The sequence below is a fragment of the Chitinophaga sp. genome (assembly GCF_036569185.1).
Classification (GTDB): domain Bacteria; phylum Bacteroidota; class Bacteroidia; order Chitinophagales; family Chitinophagaceae; genus Chitinophaga.
In genome coordinates, this window is sequence record NZ_DATCRD010000172.1 from 1 (window position 1) to 17,612 (window position 17,612).

The 17,612-nt window shown below is 44.8% G+C and carries 15 protein-coding genes; 6 read left to right on the plus strand and 9 right to left on the minus strand.

Annotated features, from left to right (window positions below):
• From VIM72_RS12725 to VIM72_RS12750, 6 genes are all read right to left on the minus strand, one after another.
• A partial coding sequence (locus VIM72_RS12725) for a DEAD/DEAH box helicase family protein (protein ID WP_332003209.1) occupies positions 1–2,699 on the minus strand: 2,699 nt, incomplete at its 3' end.
• Entirely contained in the window at positions 2,689–3,591 is a 903-nt protein-coding gene (locus tag VIM72_RS12730) for a hypothetical protein (protein ID WP_332003210.1), read from the minus strand. The genes VIM72_RS12730 and VIM72_RS12725, both read right to left, overlap by 11 nt.
• A gap of 16 nt (positions 3,592–3,607) precedes the next feature.
• Positions 3,608–5,458 (minus strand): site-specific DNA-methyltransferase, encoded by a 1,851-nt coding sequence (locus VIM72_RS12735; RefSeq protein WP_332003211.1) that lies wholly within the window; start codon positions 5,456–5,458, stop codon positions 3,608–3,610.
• A 3-nt stretch (positions 5,459–5,461) separates the two neighbouring features.
• Positions 5,462–5,755, minus strand: a complete 294-nt coding sequence (locus VIM72_RS12740; protein WP_332003212.1) for a helix-turn-helix transcriptional regulator — start codon at positions 5,753–5,755, stop codon at positions 5,462–5,464.
• Positions 5,756–5,862: 107 nt separating this feature from the next.
• Entirely contained in the window at positions 5,863–7,116 is a 1,254-nt protein-coding gene (locus tag VIM72_RS12745; RefSeq protein WP_332003213.1) for a DUF4374 domain-containing protein, read from the minus strand.
• Between the two features lie 39 nt (positions 7,117–7,155).
• On the minus strand, positions 7,156–9,324 hold the full coding sequence (locus VIM72_RS12750) for a TonB-dependent receptor (protein ID WP_332003214.1): 2,169 nt from the start codon (positions 9,322–9,324) through the stop codon (positions 7,156–7,158).
• Positions 9,325–9,854: 530 nt separating this feature from the next.
• On the opposite strand from VIM72_RS12750, the gene ppsA reads away from it, so the two are divergent.
• The 5 genes from ppsA to VIM72_RS12775 all read left to right on the plus strand — a co-directional run bounded on the left by ppsA (position 9,855) and on the right by VIM72_RS12775 (position 15,447).
• A complete protein-coding gene (gene ppsA / locus VIM72_RS12755) occupies positions 9,855–12,461 on the plus strand; it encodes a phosphoenolpyruvate synthase (protein ID WP_332003215.1) in 2,607 nt (868 codons plus the stop codon).
• Positions 12,462–12,501: 40 nt separating this feature from the next.
• Positions 12,502–13,347, plus strand: coding sequence for an AraC family transcriptional regulator (locus tag VIM72_RS12760; RefSeq protein WP_332003216.1), 846 nt, complete (start codon positions 12,502–12,504; stop codon positions 13,345–13,347).
• Positions 13,348–13,441: 94 nt separating this feature from the next.
• Positions 13,442–13,945: a YbhB/YbcL family Raf kinase inhibitor-like protein gene (locus tag VIM72_RS12765; RefSeq protein ID WP_332003217.1), complete on the plus strand. Its 504-nt coding sequence runs from the start codon at positions 13,442–13,444 to the stop codon at positions 13,943–13,945.
• Positions 13,946–14,089: 144 nt separating this feature from the next.
• Entirely contained in the window at positions 14,090–14,602 is a 513-nt protein-coding gene (locus tag VIM72_RS12770) for a dihydrofolate reductase family protein (RefSeq protein WP_332003218.1), read from the plus strand.
• Between the two features lie 317 nt (positions 14,603–14,919).
• Entirely contained in the window at positions 14,920–15,447 is a 528-nt protein-coding gene (locus VIM72_RS12775; RefSeq protein ID WP_332003219.1) for a dihydrofolate reductase family protein, read from the plus strand.
• A gap of 211 nt (positions 15,448–15,658) precedes the next feature.
• Here VIM72_RS12775 and VIM72_RS12780 read toward each other — a convergent pair whose 3' ends face one another.
• The 3 genes from VIM72_RS12780 to VIM72_RS12790 all read right to left on the minus strand — a co-directional run bounded on the left by VIM72_RS12780 (position 15,659) and on the right by VIM72_RS12790 (position 16,762).
• Positions 15,659–16,045, minus strand: a complete 387-nt coding sequence (locus tag VIM72_RS12780; protein WP_332003220.1) for a hypothetical protein — start codon at positions 16,043–16,045, stop codon at positions 15,659–15,661.
• Between the two features lie 19 nt (positions 16,046–16,064).
• Positions 16,065–16,412, minus strand: a complete 348-nt coding sequence (locus VIM72_RS12785; protein WP_332003221.1) for a hypothetical protein — start codon at positions 16,410–16,412, stop codon at positions 16,065–16,067.
• Between the two features lie 92 nt (positions 16,413–16,504).
• The gene (locus tag VIM72_RS12790) at positions 16,505–16,762 is read right to left on the minus strand and encodes a hypothetical protein (protein ID WP_332003222.1); all 258 of its coding nucleotides are present in this window, start codon (positions 16,760–16,762) and stop codon (positions 16,505–16,507) included.
• 164 nt (positions 16,763–16,926) lie between these two features.
• On the opposite strand from VIM72_RS12790, the gene VIM72_RS12795 reads away from it, so the two are divergent.
• A complete protein-coding gene (locus VIM72_RS12795; protein ID WP_332003223.1) occupies positions 16,927–17,439 on the plus strand; it encodes a hypothetical protein in 513 nt (170 codons plus the stop codon).
• The last annotated feature ends 173 nt before the right edge of the window (positions 17,440–17,612 follow it).

The window sequence follows — 17,612 nt, forward strand, 5'->3', positions numbered from 1 at the left end:
AAATGCTTCTCCGCACATTCAATCTTCATCCTTTCCCGGTCTCGTAAAAGCGACCTGTCTGCCGCCGCCTTTGCATCTTTTGTTTCTGCTACAAAGAAAAGCCTTGCTTCAGTTCCTTCAACTTTCTTAATCAATGCCCAATCGGGATTATAAGCTCCTACAGGCGTTTTTACCTGGAACTTCGGAGGGAGCTTTACATAAAACAGGATATCCTCCCTGTTTTCGCAATCTTCCGCAAACTTCCGTTCAGGGCTGCTCAGGGAATCTATTACCACGTAATTATAGAGCGTTTTTGCGGGGTTCTTTACTGCTATAAGATTGTCTGTATACTGACCTACTTCCGCAGATTCAAACAACTTCATTTCGTAGGTTTGTCCCGCTATTTTCTCATATACAATGCCATCTATCTTAATCCGGTCCAATTCTTCTTTTATAATTTTCACTACCGAATCCATAAATAACTGCGGGTTATGAAAGATCTCTCCCAGCCTGCCGGATGCCAGGATGACCCGGATAATAGTATTTCTTGTAAGCGCTGTTTTCGACTGGATATAAGCAACAAAGTCGGGTATATCGTATTGGGTATCTTTAACGATCCTTTCTTTGGAACCTTTTTGTTCGCCGCCCAGTTCTATCAATTCACCATCTTTATTCCTTACAAACTTCGCTGCATTCCTTTCCCTGTAAATTAAAGGCTTTTCAATGGCAGGCATTTTCTGCAAAGCGGCTACACAGCGCTTTACAAGGTCTTCCGTGCTATAATTTACTTTATAGATGGTACGGAATTTTATCTTCTCCCAGAGTGCTAAAAAAAGTGTGTCTTCCAGCCACTTATCTTTCAGCTTCACCTCTCTCCGGCTTCTGGCATTCCTGATCCTGCCTTCAAACTTAACGCCGGTATCTTCTTCTATTTCCGATTGCAGCGCTTTGGAAAATGCTTCATAAGATTCATTGGCGATTACCGTAAGCCGGTTCACAGAACGTTCCATATTACGCTCCCCTTCCTGGTTCACGCACAAACGAAGCCCCCGCCCGATTTCCTGCCGTTTCTTCATATCGGATTTAGTTTCATTGAGCGTGCATATCTGGAATACATTGGGGTTATCCCAACCTTCCCTTAATGCAGAATGACTAAAAATAAACCTCAATGGCGTGGTGATATCCAGCAAACGTTCTTTATCCTGCATGATCAGTTTAAAAGCATCATCATCCGCTTTTGACGACTTCCCTTCTTTGGAATCCTTAAATTTCCCTTTGTCCTGGCTGAAGTAACCGTTATGTACTTCATCCACGTCATAATTGTACAAACCGCGATAAGCAGGCATTTGCTGCCATCTGGCAAAGCTTTCTTCAAACCATACGGCAAACTTTCCCTTCACAGGATTGCCCTGCTCATCATAGCTGCGGTAGTTAGCCACCCGGTCAATAAAAAAGATAGACAACACCTTAATCCCTTTGGCGCTTAATTCTTTCTCCTTCTTAAAATGATTCTCTACCGTAGCATCAATCATCTCCTTTAATACCTGGTCGGTAAGCCCGCCTACAGCTGCTCCTTTATAAACTATACTACCACCCGAAAGCGCGATATAACCGTTTTCTGCATCCAGTTCATTGATCACATGCCCATCCCTGTAAATATCCCAGCCTTTGGACAGCTTATACAGATCATCTCCTGCTTTTGCGGTGACCTGTTTTTTCTGTACGCCCGTTTTCTCATTTATAAAAATGGTGAGCTTAGCGGTAACAGATTGCTTCGCAGTTTTAAACCCATCCACGCTGATAAATACGCCGGAGTGATCGTTCTTTGCCAGTACCGAATCTACTTCTATCTGTTTTACCAGCCCCAGGTCGTATGCCTCCACAGGATCCAGCTTGTAAACAAGATTGTACAAACTTTTATGCGTAGCGGAATAACGGAGCGTAAACAAAGGATGCAGGTTAGCAATAGCCCGCTTACGGATATCCGTTTCCATATTCTGCGGCTCATCAACAATCACAATGGGATTAGAGCGCTGGATATACTCAATCGGTTTTACCCCTGTTTCCCTTACCTGGTTAATGATATTGGCATCTTTGGTAAAACTGTCGATGTTGATCACCAGGATCTGGATCGCATTGCTTTTGGCAAAATTACCCAGCTCTGTTAACCGGCCGGAATCATATACCCTGAATTCAGCCGGTTGGTTTTCGTACAGCTCCTGGAAATGATCAAACGTAATAGCAAGACTTTTCAGTACCCCTTCCCTGATAGCCACCGAAGGCACTACGATCACAAATTTCTTAAAGCCATACACCTTGTTTAACTCATAAATACTCCGCAGGTAAACATATGTTTTACCCGTACCTGTTTCCATTTCTATGGAGAAGTTGGGAAAATCCGTTGCTACCGATGATGGGGTAATATCCCCTTTACCATCTGCCCCTTCATTGTACCATAGCTTTTCTATTACCGCAGATATTTCATCTGCCCTTAGATGATTGTCAATTTGTACTTTATTCAGGTTGGCCAACAACTCATCTTCCGTTAAGGAAAGCCGGTTACCTACTCCTGTTTCCGTAAACTGTATGCTTCCGCTATCAGCAGACGTATAAGAAAACTCCACCGCTGAATTATTCAGGTGCTGGCCTTCAAACAGGTCTATCACCGACTGGATCGCCCTTTGCTGGTGGGGCTGGTCTTTATCAAATCTAAGCTTCATTTACAAGTTGAATTAGGTAATCAAATAACTCATGCGAAAAAGTGTTGTAGGCGGGTCTTGCAAATAATACAGACTTTGCCACCTTCTCTCTTTCTATCACGTCGATCTTAATATCCGCATGATGAGGGCTGTTTTCCTTGGTTCCCCAAACGATATAAAACAGCCTGGGCCTGTATCCCAGCTTTGCGTTGAAATCATCTGCCAGGTTAAAGAAAACATTGAACCGTCGCCAGTCTTCCTGGCTGTATTTATCAATGCGTTCCTCCGCTACAGGCGTATCGATATTATGTGTTTTAAACTCAATGACAGCCGTAAACCGCTGCTGGCGGTGATCATAGATCATGGCGTCAATATCGCCGGGCCATGGATTGGTGGTGTTATTGGCCAGGTAACATTCCACGTTGGAAGAAGCCGTGAGCAGGTGCTTCACCTGGTTAAAGCTAAAACCTCTCAATGAGCGGATCCCCTGTTCCAGGTCCGAAATATTGGATCTCTTATAAGTATGTATTTTTAATTCCTCATTTTCTATATGCAGCTTAATGGAGTGGATGAGTTTAAGCGTCTTATCATAACCGGTTGGATAATCTACCGGCCAGATGAAAATGCGGGACTCACATTGTAACCCCTCCGCCAGGCGGCTGATGAGCAACAATTCGTTCCCCGGGATCACATGGGTAATATCTTCCAGTGAAATATTTTCACCGGGCTGTTCCTCTATATATTCCAGCTTCTTAAAAATACCGTTTACTGTCTTTTGCTTATTTATAACGAAACCATCTACGCTCACTACTGAATAGGCAGGATTATCCGTTCTTATCCATCGCACAGGATCGTGATCAGTGATCTTAAAAGACACTGTTTTACCTTCGCAAACCCTCTTTTCCGGTATCATTAAAATCATATTCCTGTCAGATAGTGTGAAAAATTATCCCGGCATCTTCAAACAGCAGCTGGATATTGGTTTTATCCTGGTCGCTCTTTTTGAAGATAGAATCAAGGAAAACCACCGTGCCGGGTTTCATCTTTATAATTTCTTTTGCAGAAGAGATACTTATGGCGTCAGTGCCTGCCACCAGTTTTTTCTCCGGGAAATGATAAAAATGATCCCCGTTGAAAGTAAGCACATTGATAGCAGATGAAAGCGGAACGCCGTGTTTAATGGCAATTTCCCAGGCCATTTTTTCTCCTGCTGCGGTATCTTTTTCTACCGTATCAAACATGCGGAGTTGTTCCACGATATCAGCTTCGCTCTTCAGAAAATCGCCCCTCCATATTTTGAAATTGGAATCTGAAAGCCGGAAGCAGCGGAAGCCTGCCGGGGCCTGTGTTCCGGTTTGCTCGTTGATGGATTGGGCCACTTTGCTCAGTCGTGTTTGGGTGACTTCTGCAATAGTTTTAAAGCCCAGTTTATACGCTTCATCTGAAGCATCGATCTTTTCAGGAAGCTGTACCAGTATAAATTTGCGGTTCGATCCTTCTTCCTTGTTTAACTCATACACCGCATGCGCCGTAGAGCCTGAGCCGCCAAAAAAGTCCAGTATCAGATCATCTTTTGAAGTGGAGATCTTTATCAGCGCTTTTAACAGGCGGGTTGGCTTTGGGTTATCGAATACATTTTTACCATTAAAGATTTCAGTAAGTTCAGCAGATCCTTCCTGGTTGCTGCCAAATTCCTGGTGCCCCCAGAAGTTGTGGGCGCTTTGGCCTTCCTCCATCCGGTCGCCCAGGTAGAATTTTTTGCGCGGCCAGCCATCTCCCCCGCTGGGGAAATAAATTTTCCCTTCTGCTAAAAGCTGTTGGTAAGTGCTTTCAGCGCCCATCCATTCCTCGTTTAATACCTTACCGGTTGGCGTGGTGATAGTATATTTAGAGCCAGTTTGCCCTGATCCTGCTTTCCAGGGTTTGGAATCCCAAGGGCCCAGCGGGTCTTTGTCGGGGTTGGAATAACTTCCCTGTCTTGTTTCGGAAAGCGGGATACCATAAAAGGTATTTTTCTTTTTCAGCGTCTCCGAATTTTTGGCGTAAACAACAATATACTCAGCTACCTTTGAAATCATTTTTGATTTATCGTTCGGCTGGTTATGCCGTCTTCTCCAGGTGATGATGGCTTCTTTATTCTCTTCTCCAAAAATTTCATCCATTAAAAGCTTGAGGTTGGCCAGTTCATTATCATCAATACTGATAAAGATAATACCATCATCGCTCAAAAGGTTCTTTGCCAGGAAAAGCCGGGGGAGCATCATCGACAGCCAGTTGGAATGAAACTGCCCGTTCTCTTTCTTGTTCGGACGGAACAGGCCTTCTTTCATCATAAAGCCTTCCTCATCCTTTTCTTTAATCCTCCTGAAGTATTCTTCTTTTGTTTCTGAAAATTTATCAGGATAGATGAAGCTATCGGAGCCTGTGTTATAAGGAGGATCGATACAGATGGCCTTTATCTTTCCATAATAAGATTTCTGCAACACTTTTAATACTTCCAGGTTTTCCCCTTCTATGAATATATTTCCGGTGTTGTCCCAATTTACGGATGCATTGATATCCGGCGCCAAAGTGGCAGTGGTAGGCATTTGCAGCACTCTGAACGCTTCGCTTTTACCAGCCCAGTTCAGCTGGTAACGCTCGTTGTCGGGGTTGATGTTTTCACCCAGTAATTGTTTTAACTGGTCTATATTCAATTTATCCTCCGTAAAAGCGCCGGGGATAATATCTTTCAGCTTTGCTATTAAGTCACCTGTTACGTTTAACGACTTACCATCCATGTCCTATTTGTCTTTTAATCTTTTTTCTGAATTTTTAAGCACCTTATGCGCAAGAGGTTCCTCTTCCAGCAGGTCCACAATCTTATCGGAGAGCCAGGTAACCATTAGTTCTTCTGTATTAATTTCCAGCAGTTCTGCCAATTTCCCTACCTGTTCTTTCTGGGCTTTCCTTTCTCCCCGTTCTATTTTGCTGATAAGGGCCGTATCTATTTCCAATGCAGCAGCCACCTGCCGCAGCAGCAGTCCTTTCTTTTCCCTTAACCGCCTGATTGTTTCACCGAAATTTTCCTGTTTCATTTTATTGACTTGTCACTAATTGTCAAATGTAATAAAAAGAAGGCAAAAAAAAGAAGGCGCCTCACCTGTGATGAGACGCCTCCTGCATTTTCATACTCAAACTATGCTTAATAGGTAAGTTTCGTGATAGAAGTTACATCATTGATACCCTGGAAATAAAGCCCCTGTTTTCCTGTAGCGGAAGCCACATCAATTACATAGAGATACAATTTACCGCTGTCTTCTTTCATTACATAGTAAGCGGTTTTCTTATCTGCCTCCACATACACTTTCATGTTGTAGCTCATCTGCGCATGTTCCGGCACACCGGTTACATAGGTAACTGTTTTCTTGTATACATCCACAATGGCCAGTTTCACGCGACCGCCGCTTACCCCTCCTGTTACATTGCCGGTATATAGGGTCATCAGGAATTTGCCGTCTGCAATATACTCGCCCCTGGCCAATTTGGAGCCGGTAGCCGCTTCCACGTCAAAGAAATAACCCTGGTCAAATACTTCTGTATCTTTTTTTATCCGGATGATAGCGGAATGTTTGGTGGACTTCAGCGAACCTGATCCTCCTGCGGTAGACCATGCGTATACATCGCCGTCTTCCACCTGCTGTACACCCTGCATACCAAACCAGTTACCGATAAAACCGGTGCGGCCATCACGGATCACTTTCTGGAAAGCCAGCTCGGGGTAAGAGAATACGGCAATCCAGGTGCTGTCTACATACTTCGTATTCTGCCCGTCTATACCGGGAGTGCTGCTATAAGGCACATAAATTTTGTTCCCTACCTGTGTTAACCCATTCCACACTGCCATCTCATCGGTGCCGGTGATCTTAGCCAGGTCCACGCTGTTACGCCCTGCTACTTTACTGCCCACGGCATCAAAGCGATAGAGGGTAGCCACGGAGCTTTCTTTTGAACGGTTTACGGAACCGCCTACATAGGCATCATTATTCACGGTGCCGTAAATCCCGGTGAACTCTGTATTGATAGCCGCGCCCGCCTGTACCAGCTTTCCGTCTGCATCCAGTTTGTAAGGCGTGGTAGGCCCCTGCGCTGCATACACAATTCCAAACAGTTTGTTGTTCTGGCGAATAAAAGAATAGGCTTCCGTTTCCACGCCCACCCCGGTAGTGGTGAGTGTTCCTTTGGTGACATCTGTTACGGGCACAATGTAGCGACCTGCTTCTCCACCGGAGCCATCGGTATACACCACAAATACAAATTTTGATTTTGTGCCGCCGTTATTATCGCCACCGCCATTGCCCGCAGGGTTATCATCCTTGCTGCAACCAGCGCCGAAAAGGGATACAGCACCCACACAAAGTCCCATGAGCAGCGTACTGCTTTGTCTTTTAATGAACATCTTGTTTTTATTTTATGATGAAAGAAGTATTTACATTTATTAAGCAGGATCTTTTACAAAGAAATACCGCAGCTTCACATTGAAGGCACGGCCGGGTTTCTGCAAACTGAAATTGTCGTACAGCGTTTTGTCAAACATATTCAGCACACCTGCGCCCACATTGTATTTCCCGTTCTTCAGGGAGTACACGATATTCATATCGTGCGATACCTGCTGTGGTACAATGTATTTGGAATCCTTTGCGCCCTGGCTTGGCCAGCGCAGGTAAAATTTTTCTACAAACAATATATTATAGCCTATACTGAGCCGGGTATCTTTCCAGATCACATTTCTCAGCGTAAGCGCTGCATTGGCGTTGCCAAAGAAGTAAGGCATATTGGGAATGCGGTCTTTATACACCTGGCTCTGCACTGTGCTGCCTGGTTCTATACGGGTATTATTCCGCAGGTTCTGGTAGGTTACATTTACACCGGCGGTGAGCAGTTCTTTAAAAGTATACCTCACATCCGCATCTACCCCCCTGTTGGTAACATTGCGGGTATTCACCGGCATCATCAGCTGGCGGCCGGTGAAGCTCACACCCTGCAGCTGGTTACGGATATAGTCCTTTGCATTCCTGAAAATAAAGTTGCCATCCACTACAAAGTGATGGATCTTATTTACATAAAAATTATAATTCAGGCCGATATTGATATTATCGCTGCTTTCCGGCTTCAGATCCGGGTTCCCTGTCAGGTTAATTACATCGCCAAAAAGCTCGTCGTTGTTGGGCAACCGGTAAGCTTTTTCATAAGATACCTTTGCCTGTAATGCCGGCAGGATAAAATACGTAGAGGCGATACCGTAGCCCCACTGGTCTACCGAACCCGACTGGTGATAATACTCCCCATCCGCCAGGATACTGCTTTTGCTGCCCTGGTGATAATTTTTCAGGAAGATGCTGGTGCTCCAGCGCTCATTATAATCAAACTTATAACCAAGACCCGCAATATTCTTAAATGTTTTCTTTGGTTGTTTGTCGGCCTCATTATCCGGGTCAAACTTATTTACGCCCGTGCGGTTGAAAGTAGTCGCCACATTGCTTAATACAAATGAATGATGGTCATTTAACTGGTAAGAAAGATTAAAGTTGCCGATACCATTGTTATTCTTGTACCGGTAATCCATCCGGCTGAATTCCCCGCCGGGTGTGGAAGGATTATTAGGATCCTTATACTGCCATTGCCCCAGCCAGTTATACATGCGGAACAGGGTATCCACCGATCTTTCCTCACCTGGGTTATACATACCGGAGATACGCAGGTCCAGCCCCTTTACAAACAGGCTGGTTTTGGTATATTTAAGCGTGGGCTGAATGATAGAACCGCTACGGGTACGGCCTCCAAACACATCATACATCCTGTTACCGGTTTGAATATCCGCATGGTTCCGGCCCAGCATGATGCCCAGCAGTAGCTGGTCCGCATACTTTTTTCCCACCACGCCAATGTTGGCAACAATCGCTTCATTATGATAGCGGTCATGGAATCGTCGCACACGCATGGGCGTATACACGCCGGTTTCAAGATCGGCTACATCCACATTTACCTTATAGTTGTTGTCTGAATAATTCTGATAAGCGTTTACCTGCAGGGTAAGACCGCTTTTTGAAATGATACCTGCATTAATGGAAGATTTATGTGTATTGAAGGAACCATAGGAATAAGATATATCCAGATAAGTGCGGGGAGCGGTATTGGTAACAATGTTTACAGCGCCGCCTAATGCGTCGCCTCCCAACCATACCGGCACCACGCCTTTATACACTTCAATTCTTTCCGCAAAATTGATGGGAATATTATTCAGCTGGAAGGAAGAGCCGAAGTTGTCCATAGGCATGCCATCCACAAAAAACTTCACCTGTTGCCCTGTAAACCCGTTCAGCGAAAAATTAAGATCGGCGCCGGTTCCGCCCGATTCCCGCACCCTCACGCCAGCTACTTTGTTCAATACCTGGCTCACATCCATAGCGGTGTTGTAGAGCTTTTTAGCATCTACCGCGACTACATTATAGGATTGTTGCCTTACTTTTTCTGCTTCCGTTTTTCCTGAAACGGTCACCTCTTTCAGGTCCCGGTCTTTTTTTAACCGGATCACCGATGGCTGTGCCGGTATTGGCAGAGGAGACTGTGACTTTGCCAGGTTTAAAAAAAGGCATAGGAAAGCCATCAACAAAATTTGCTTACTTTGCATTGCTTTTAATGTTTACCACGTTTTAAGCCCCTCTCATAAGGAGGGTGGCCACACAGGTGCGAACTGTGTGGCCTTTTTGATTGATTTAATAAATATTGCTACTGATATTTTTTGTTTCCACAGATCAAAAAAGGAAATTTTTTTTTGCATTAAACCATAGCCGGGCCTTCCTCACTTTATCACTACAGGTACAGGGTATGTTGCTGGCTGACCATTCCTGCTGTATATCCGGCACTTGCCAACGCTTACAGGCTTAAAAATTCACGACCACAAAGATCGGCTATCGAATACTGAATTGTTTTCGAATTTGGGAAAAATCCGGGAGGTAATTGGTTTTCTTTGAAATACCCGGGAAAGATGGGTAAACGCGTGTAAACGCTGCTATTTTGTAAGAAAACGCCCCTGCTATTATCATTATTGTGCGAAAAAAAATATAGTTCAGAAACGATATTTTCCCGGTTAGGACCTTGTATTTTTGACGCTGCTCATCTATAAAACCCATCACGATGCACAGCTATTTACTTTCTTTCCGGGAGATAAACAGATCAGATATTGCCATCGCAGGCGGCAAAGGCGCCAACCTCGGCGAGCTGTCGCTGATCAACGGGATACAGGTGCCGGAGGGCTTTTGTGTTACTACCGATGCCTATAAAGCAATAACAGGAAGCAACCCGGCGTTGAACAGCCTGCTTGATGAGTTAGCCCATTTAAAAGGGGAACAGATCAGCCACATCAGCGCAAAAATTCGCAGCACCATTGAAAATATACCCATACCTGCAGATATCAGTGAAGCATTGGGGAAATACCTCACAAAATTTGGAGAGCAGGATGCCTATGCGGTACGGTCCAGCGCTACCGCTGAAGACCTGCCCACGGCCTCCTTCGCCGGCCAGCAGGATACTTATCTCAATATAACCGGGAAAGAAGCCATCCTGCAGCATATCCGTAAATGCTGGGCCTCGCTGTTCACCGAAAGGGCCGTTATCTACCGGCTCCGCAATAATTTCGATCATCATAAAGTATACCTGGCGGTAGTGGTACAGAAGATGGTGTTCCCGCAGGCATCAGGCATCCTGTTCACTGCTGATCCCCTCACGTCCAACAGGAAAGTGGTATCCATCGATGCCGGTTTCGGACTGGGCGAAGCCCTTGTTTCCGGCCTGGTAAGTGCGGACAACTATAAAGTGCATAACGGTAAAATAACCGGTAAAACCATCGCTGCAAAGAAGCTGGCCATTGAGCCCCTAAAAGATGGCGGTACAGCAGAACAAACGGTTGCCCCTGCGTTGCAGCAGCAACAAACCCTTACTGATGGGCTGATCCTGCAACTGGAACAGCTGGGCAGAAAGATAGAAGCGCATTTTGGCGCTCCCCAGGATATTGAATGGTGCCTGGCAGATGGCGTATTTTATATTGTACAAAGCCGCCCTATCACCACTTTATTTCCCATCCCCGAGGCGAACGACCAGGAAAATCGTGTATACATCTCCGTGGGGCATAACCAGATGATGACCGACGCCATGAAACCGCTGGGGTTATCCTTTTTCCTGATGCTAACACCCGCTCCTATGCGTACCGCCGCCGGCCGGCTGTTTGTAGATGTCACCCATCATCTTGCGTCTCCCGCCGGCCGGAGAATAATGATCGATGTATTGGGAAAATCAGACCAGCTGGTGAGAAGCGCGCTGCAAAACATTACCAGCCGGGAAGACTTTATTAAAACAACCACAGATGACAAAGAAGCCCCGGCTTCCGCCAGGCTCAGCCAGTTCGACACTACGCCTGACTTTCAGCCCCGGATTGAAAATGACCCGGCCATTGTTAGCGGGTTGATTAAACATTCCGAAGAGTCCATAGAAGCGCTAAAACAAAATATTCAATCAAAGTCCGGATCAGCACTGCTCGATTTTATTCAGGAAGATATCCAGGAATTTAAAAAGATCCTGTTTAATCCGCGAAGCTCCGCAGTGTTCCTCACCGCTATGGATGCTTACACCCGGGTCAACGAAAAAATATACGCATGGCTGGGCGAAAAAAATGTAGCCGACATTCTTTCTCAATCCGTAGAGCACAATATTACTTCAGAAATGGGCCTCGCACTGCTGGATGTGGCGGATGTGATCCGCCCCTATCCTGCCATCATTGCATACCTGCAACAGGTAAAAGAGGAAAACTTCCTGGAGGAGCTGGTACAATTTGAAGGAGGAAAAGAAGTCCGCGAAGCGATCATCGCTTATCTCAATAAATACGGCATGCGATGCAGCGGGGAAATTGATATCACTAAAACCCGCTGGAGCGAAAAACCAACTACCCTGCTTCCCCTGATCCTGGGCAATATCAAAAACTTTGAGCCCAATGCCAGCCGGCGGAAATTTGAACAGGGAAAACAGGAAGCCCTGGCAAAAGAAGAAGAGCTGTTATCCAGGTTGAAACAATTGCCGGAGGGAGAACAAAAAGCGGCGGAAGCCCAACAACTGATCAGCTATATCCGGAACTTTATTGGTTACCGGGAATATCCTAAATACGGCCAGATCAGCCGGTATTATGTTTACAAACAGGCGTTGCTGAAAGAAGCGGAACAACTGCTGGAAGCCGGCGTTATTCACGAAAAGGAAGACATCTACTACCTCACTTTTGAAGAGCTACGGGAAGTGGTACGCACCCGGCAGCTGGATCACCAGGTTATTTATCAACGGAAAAAAGATTATCAGCAATATGAAAAATTAACTCCTCCCCGCGTCATCACATCCGACGGGGAAATTGTTACCGGCGCCTATAGCCTGGAACATTTGCCGGCGGGGGCCATTGCGGGGCTACCGGTTTCCTCTGGTATGATAGAAGGCCGCGCGCGTGTTATTTTAAGTATGGAAGATGCAGCCCTGGAAGATGGCGATATATTAGTGACCACTTTTACTGATCCCAGCTGGACGCCTTTGTTTGTCGCCATCAAGGGGCTGGTCACCGAGGTAGGGGGACTAATGACCCATGGAGCCGTTATTGCACGGGAATATGGCCTGCCGGCCGTAGTGGGAGTAGAAAATGCCACCAGGCTGATAAAAGACGGGCAAAGGATCCGGGTAAATGGAACAGACGGATATATAGAAATACTATAACCTGCGGTTGCCCCAGGGAATTCGCTAACTTTGTCTTATTATGAACGGATATGCCATAGCTCCCGGCACTGATAACGGGTCTACCTCTATTCTTCGCTACCGCACTACTACGCCTCCCGCCAGGTCCAGGATAATGCTGCAGCAAAACCTGTTCACCTTTTTGCTGGACGGAGAGAAAACCGTTCATTTCGCAGGCACACAGGTTACCGTAAAGCCTCACCAGTTCGTAATGCTGGCCGCAGGGAACTGCCTCATGAGTGAAAAGATCCCTGCAGAAAATGCAGACTACCATAGTATCCTCTTTTTCTTCGATAGCAAACTATTATCAGACTTCTTTACCCGGCATGCTGCATTAATTGGCGAACCGGCCAAACAACCGGTTGATCGCCCCTTCCTGCTGCTGGAGAAAGACGAGTTCCTGGTAAATTTCACCCGTTCACTTGACTACATGCTGAGCGGCGATAAACCCATTTATCATGACCTGCAAAAGGTAAAACTGGAAGAGCTGTTCTTGTATCTTGCCGTGCAATACCCCGGGCAGATACAGCAAATCAGGAACATGAACGCCGCCACCGGCGACGACCTGGTAGTGCGCCAGGCGGTTACATCGCACATAAACAACAATATCACGGTGGAAGAACTGGCCTTCCTGTGCAACATGAGCCTGTCTACCTTCAAACGCCGGTTTGCCCGTATTTACGGCAACAGTCCCAACAGGTGGCTGCTGGAAAAACGCATGGAAAGAGCGGCCCAAATGCTGCGGCAGAGCGACCGCAAAGCGAATGAGATCTATTATGAGCTTGGCTATGAAAACCTGTCCAGTTTTGTACAGTCCTTCAAGCAGGTGTATGGCATCACCCCCAAACAGTACCAGTTGTTGAATTGAACGTTTAGCTACATTTTCTGAACGGTTGCCCATCCTTTGTGACTGGTCTTTGCATCTACCTTTGAATAACAATTCAAACAAAATGGAAAAGATCATGACAACAGCAACAGCCGCACAAACATTTACACTGAAAAGCAATGAGCTTGGCGGTCAGCTCACCAATAAGCAATATGCAAACGGGATGGGCTTTAACGGGGAGAACCAATCGCCACAGCTATACTGGGAAAACTCTCCTGCAGCGACACAATCCTTTGCGGTAACCATTTACGACCTGGATGCGCCCACCGGCAGTGGTTTCTGGCACTGGGTAGTATTCAACATCCCCTCAAACATCCGTGAGCTGGCCTCCGGGGCCGGCGATCCCGGTGGGCGCCTGCTTCCTGAAGGAGCCATACAAAGCAATACCGATGCCGGTATGCCAGGTTATATCGGCGCAGCGCCCAATGAAGGCCCGGCCCACCGTTACCTGATCACAGTATATGCACTCAGTAAAAAGCTGGAGCTGGATAAAAATGCGACGCCTCCCTATGTAGGTTTTAACATGCACTTTGCTACACTGGCTAAAGCTTCGCTGGTGGTTTACGGGCAAAAACAATAGCGTATCAATATGCCCTGGCGCTTACAGCTGCCGGGGCATATCATCTTTCTGATGTCGCAAATCGCCCGGAGATTGTCGCTTACAGGGCGCCTCCAATTTACCCGGCCGGAGTATTTTTGTATCATAACAGAAATACTACACAAGATGAAAATCACTATCTATCTCGCTGCTTCCGCCAATGGAATGATCAGCAATAACAGGAATGTACCGGATTGGTTATCGCCCGAATACGGCCAGGGATTTATGGCTATTTGTGAACGTACACAGGCCGTGATCATGGGAAAAACAACCTATAATATCCTTGCTCCTAATTACCTGCCCCTGAAAGATGGCTCGCTGGTGGTGCTGACGCATGATACCGGAGCTACACCGGCCCAACCCAATGTACAGTTTACCAGCAACAGCCCCGAGGCAATTGTTGCACAACTCAGCGCCAAAGGACATACCGAAGCCGTGATCATTGGCGGTACGCAAACCGTAAGTGCCTTTATAAAAGCAGGACTGGTAAATGAGCTTATCCTGGTAGTGGAGCCGGTGCTGTTTGGCAAGGGGCTGCCATTAATGGAGGAAGTGGATCTTGAATATAAACTAACGCTGCTGGAAGTGAAAAAGCTGAATGATAATAGCGTGGAATTGCGTTATGAGGTGAAGAAGTAGGAGGTTTAAATATATAGCAACGGCATGGATACAGTATGGATACTCCTCGTTTACGCCATATATTCCCCGTATCCGAGCCCTATTCCAGCCCTATAATAGCCATATTTTATAGATACGGCGTATCTATAGGTGAATTCTGTGTCAGTGGTTGGCGGGGTATAAATATAACAGGAAGGGACAGCAGCGTATAATAGCGAAAATATAATATTAGCGGCAAACAAAACGACCGCACTACTTGTCGCAAACAACTCTTAAAATGTCGCAATAGCCGATCTGGGTTGTAAAATGACCTAATTACTTTTGTAAAAACTAATAATATGAGAAAGATAAAATTACAAATGAACATTCTACTTGACAATAAGTGGGACAGCGGAATGTCTGACTTTAGTATTGATAATCTCACCAATGTGGATTGCATTCTGCATGGGAGAAAAACCGGGGAAGGGTTTATTCCATATTGGACTGAAGTGGCAAACAATCCCAATGATAGTGAGCATAAACTTGGAAGACGGTTTGCAGAAATTCCAAATGCAGTTTTTTCAAATACTCTCAGGGACAGCAAGTGGGCCAATACAATCATTATAAATGGCAACTTAGCAGAGGCAATAAAAGCACTGAAAAATGAAGATGGGAAAGACATTATTGTATATGGTGGCGATTCATTTGTATCATCATTAATACAACATGATTTAATCGATGAGTATTATGTGCTTACCAACCCTGCTGCATTAGGCAACGGACAACAAACCTTCAATCCTTTAAAAAACGAATTAGCGTTAAAACTTGTAGCGTGTAAAGCGTTTGCCTGCGGTGCAGTTTTAGTGTGTTACTCAAGACAACGATAATATTAAAACAAGTATACCAGGGTCGTATGCGGAGAAACGCCTGTTATTTCGAGCCCTATTCCAGCTCTTTAATAGCTATACTTTCATAGATATGGCGTATCCACAGGTTAACTTTGTGTCAATACCTGGCAGGATATAAATCATTTATACCCCGGCCCCGGTAATTTGCTGAAATTGGTTGCTGTGAAGCAGATTAACAGCTTTTATAGGGTCATAGCGATACGGGTGCACTAACAGCTATAATTTCTATTGCTTCACAATTAAAACCGATGACACCGTTCTCATAATCTTCAATCTGAAAATTGATATTCTCCAGGCCATTAGCTGAAACATCAAGAATATTAAATCCCGAAATCTGTTGCCATCCATTTCCAGGAAAATCAAGTCTCAAATTTGAAACACTATGAAAATCCAGCTTTATTTCAAAAAAATCAGTAGCCATATCAGGCCAGCCTGACTCATTGCCTCTCAATTGGCAATAAGCAACCATTGTCAGACAATGACTTGCCCATTCAACACTTTTAACAAATGCAATGTCCGATGGTTTCCATGCTGGATAGATGCTTGTAATCCTTTCCAGGTTATTTATTTTTTTCATTCCGGTAACATTCTTTAAATTATAAAACGCCCCAGCCCGACCCGCCACAGACAAGACATGTACTATCCTCACTTAAGCAACCCTGGCATAGAAAAAGATATGACTTCAAATACCATTTTCCATCAAAAATCATTTCCAGTCTATAAGGGCTCCCATCCGCGGCATCTAAATATGCTTCAACAATATTCCCGTTTGTTGTAACTATCTTCTCCAGTTCAAAATCAAAATCAATATTATTTATCAGGTATCTCATCTCGAAAGACGGATGAATAACATCATGTGTTGTAAGCCGTTCAATAATTTTAGTGTTGTTTCTATAACTTTTAAATGTTGATGATACAAATTTTACTAATTCTACTGGTGTCATCTTTTAATTTTTAAAAAGGGAAAACGCAGTTTGTACTTTGGCAACTTACTATAAAGTTCCTTCTTAATAATTGAGATCATTATACAACTTCCCTATTCCATTACTATCGAAATAGTACTCATCCTTAATACTCCTGGAATGATCTTACCTTCTATACTTAAGTAGTCGGTATTAATTACTAAATCAATATAGGTATCTGAATTTACTATATTGAGAATTTCATCATACCCTCTTCTAAAAGAAATTTCGGGAAAATTGAAGCGAACTTCTCTTGCACCGGGCAATATCTTTTTTAAAAAGCTAAAATCAAGGGTAGAGAATAGTCCTTTAAATATTACTTCTATCAACATAACGATGCTGTCTATACTATTAATCTAACCTCCCTTTTAAATTGGCAAGCCGTCTGCAACCCTATTCCCGGAAAATCCCCACCCACTCACTCATTCCTACCAACGGCTCAAAAGCATTTCTCCCTCTCTCTTTTTCAATAAAACTTTGACAAAAACTATATACCATGTACCACAAATTAATACTAATCCTGCTAATAGCCACATTGACCATTGGCATTACCTCCTGCTCAAAAGACGGGCCCGCTGGTCCGCAGGGACAACAGGGAGAAAAAGGCGACAAAGGGGATAAAGGCGATAAAGGCAACACCGGCCCCACAGGCGCCACAGGAACAGCTAACGTAATTTATTCAAACTGGATCAAGCTGGGTTTCTCCGGGAATGCAGCCCGCATTCTTGCACCCAAACTTACACAGGATATTATAGACAAAGGCGAAATAAATGTGTACGTTAAATCACGGAACGTAATACGAAAGCTGAATATTGAAGAAGGTGGCGGGCATTATGCCATGTATGTTTTCTTCGCGGGGGAGATTTACATATACACTAATTTTTATACCGATTATGACGAGGATAGTTACCGCTATATTCTCATTCCCGGTGGCGTACCTGCACGTAAAGCCAATATCAACTGGGATAATTACTATGAGGTATGCCAAACCCTGGGTCTGGAACCTTAACGGCACTTCTTTGAAAACCTTTTCCCTGGTAACGCCTGACCAGCGCTTGACAATGAACAAAAATATATTTAATTTACAGGGATCATGAAAAAAGCGACATTAATATCCCTGATCACAATATCAGCATTTTGCGCTGGTTTCACATTTAATACCATCATAACACCACAAAATAA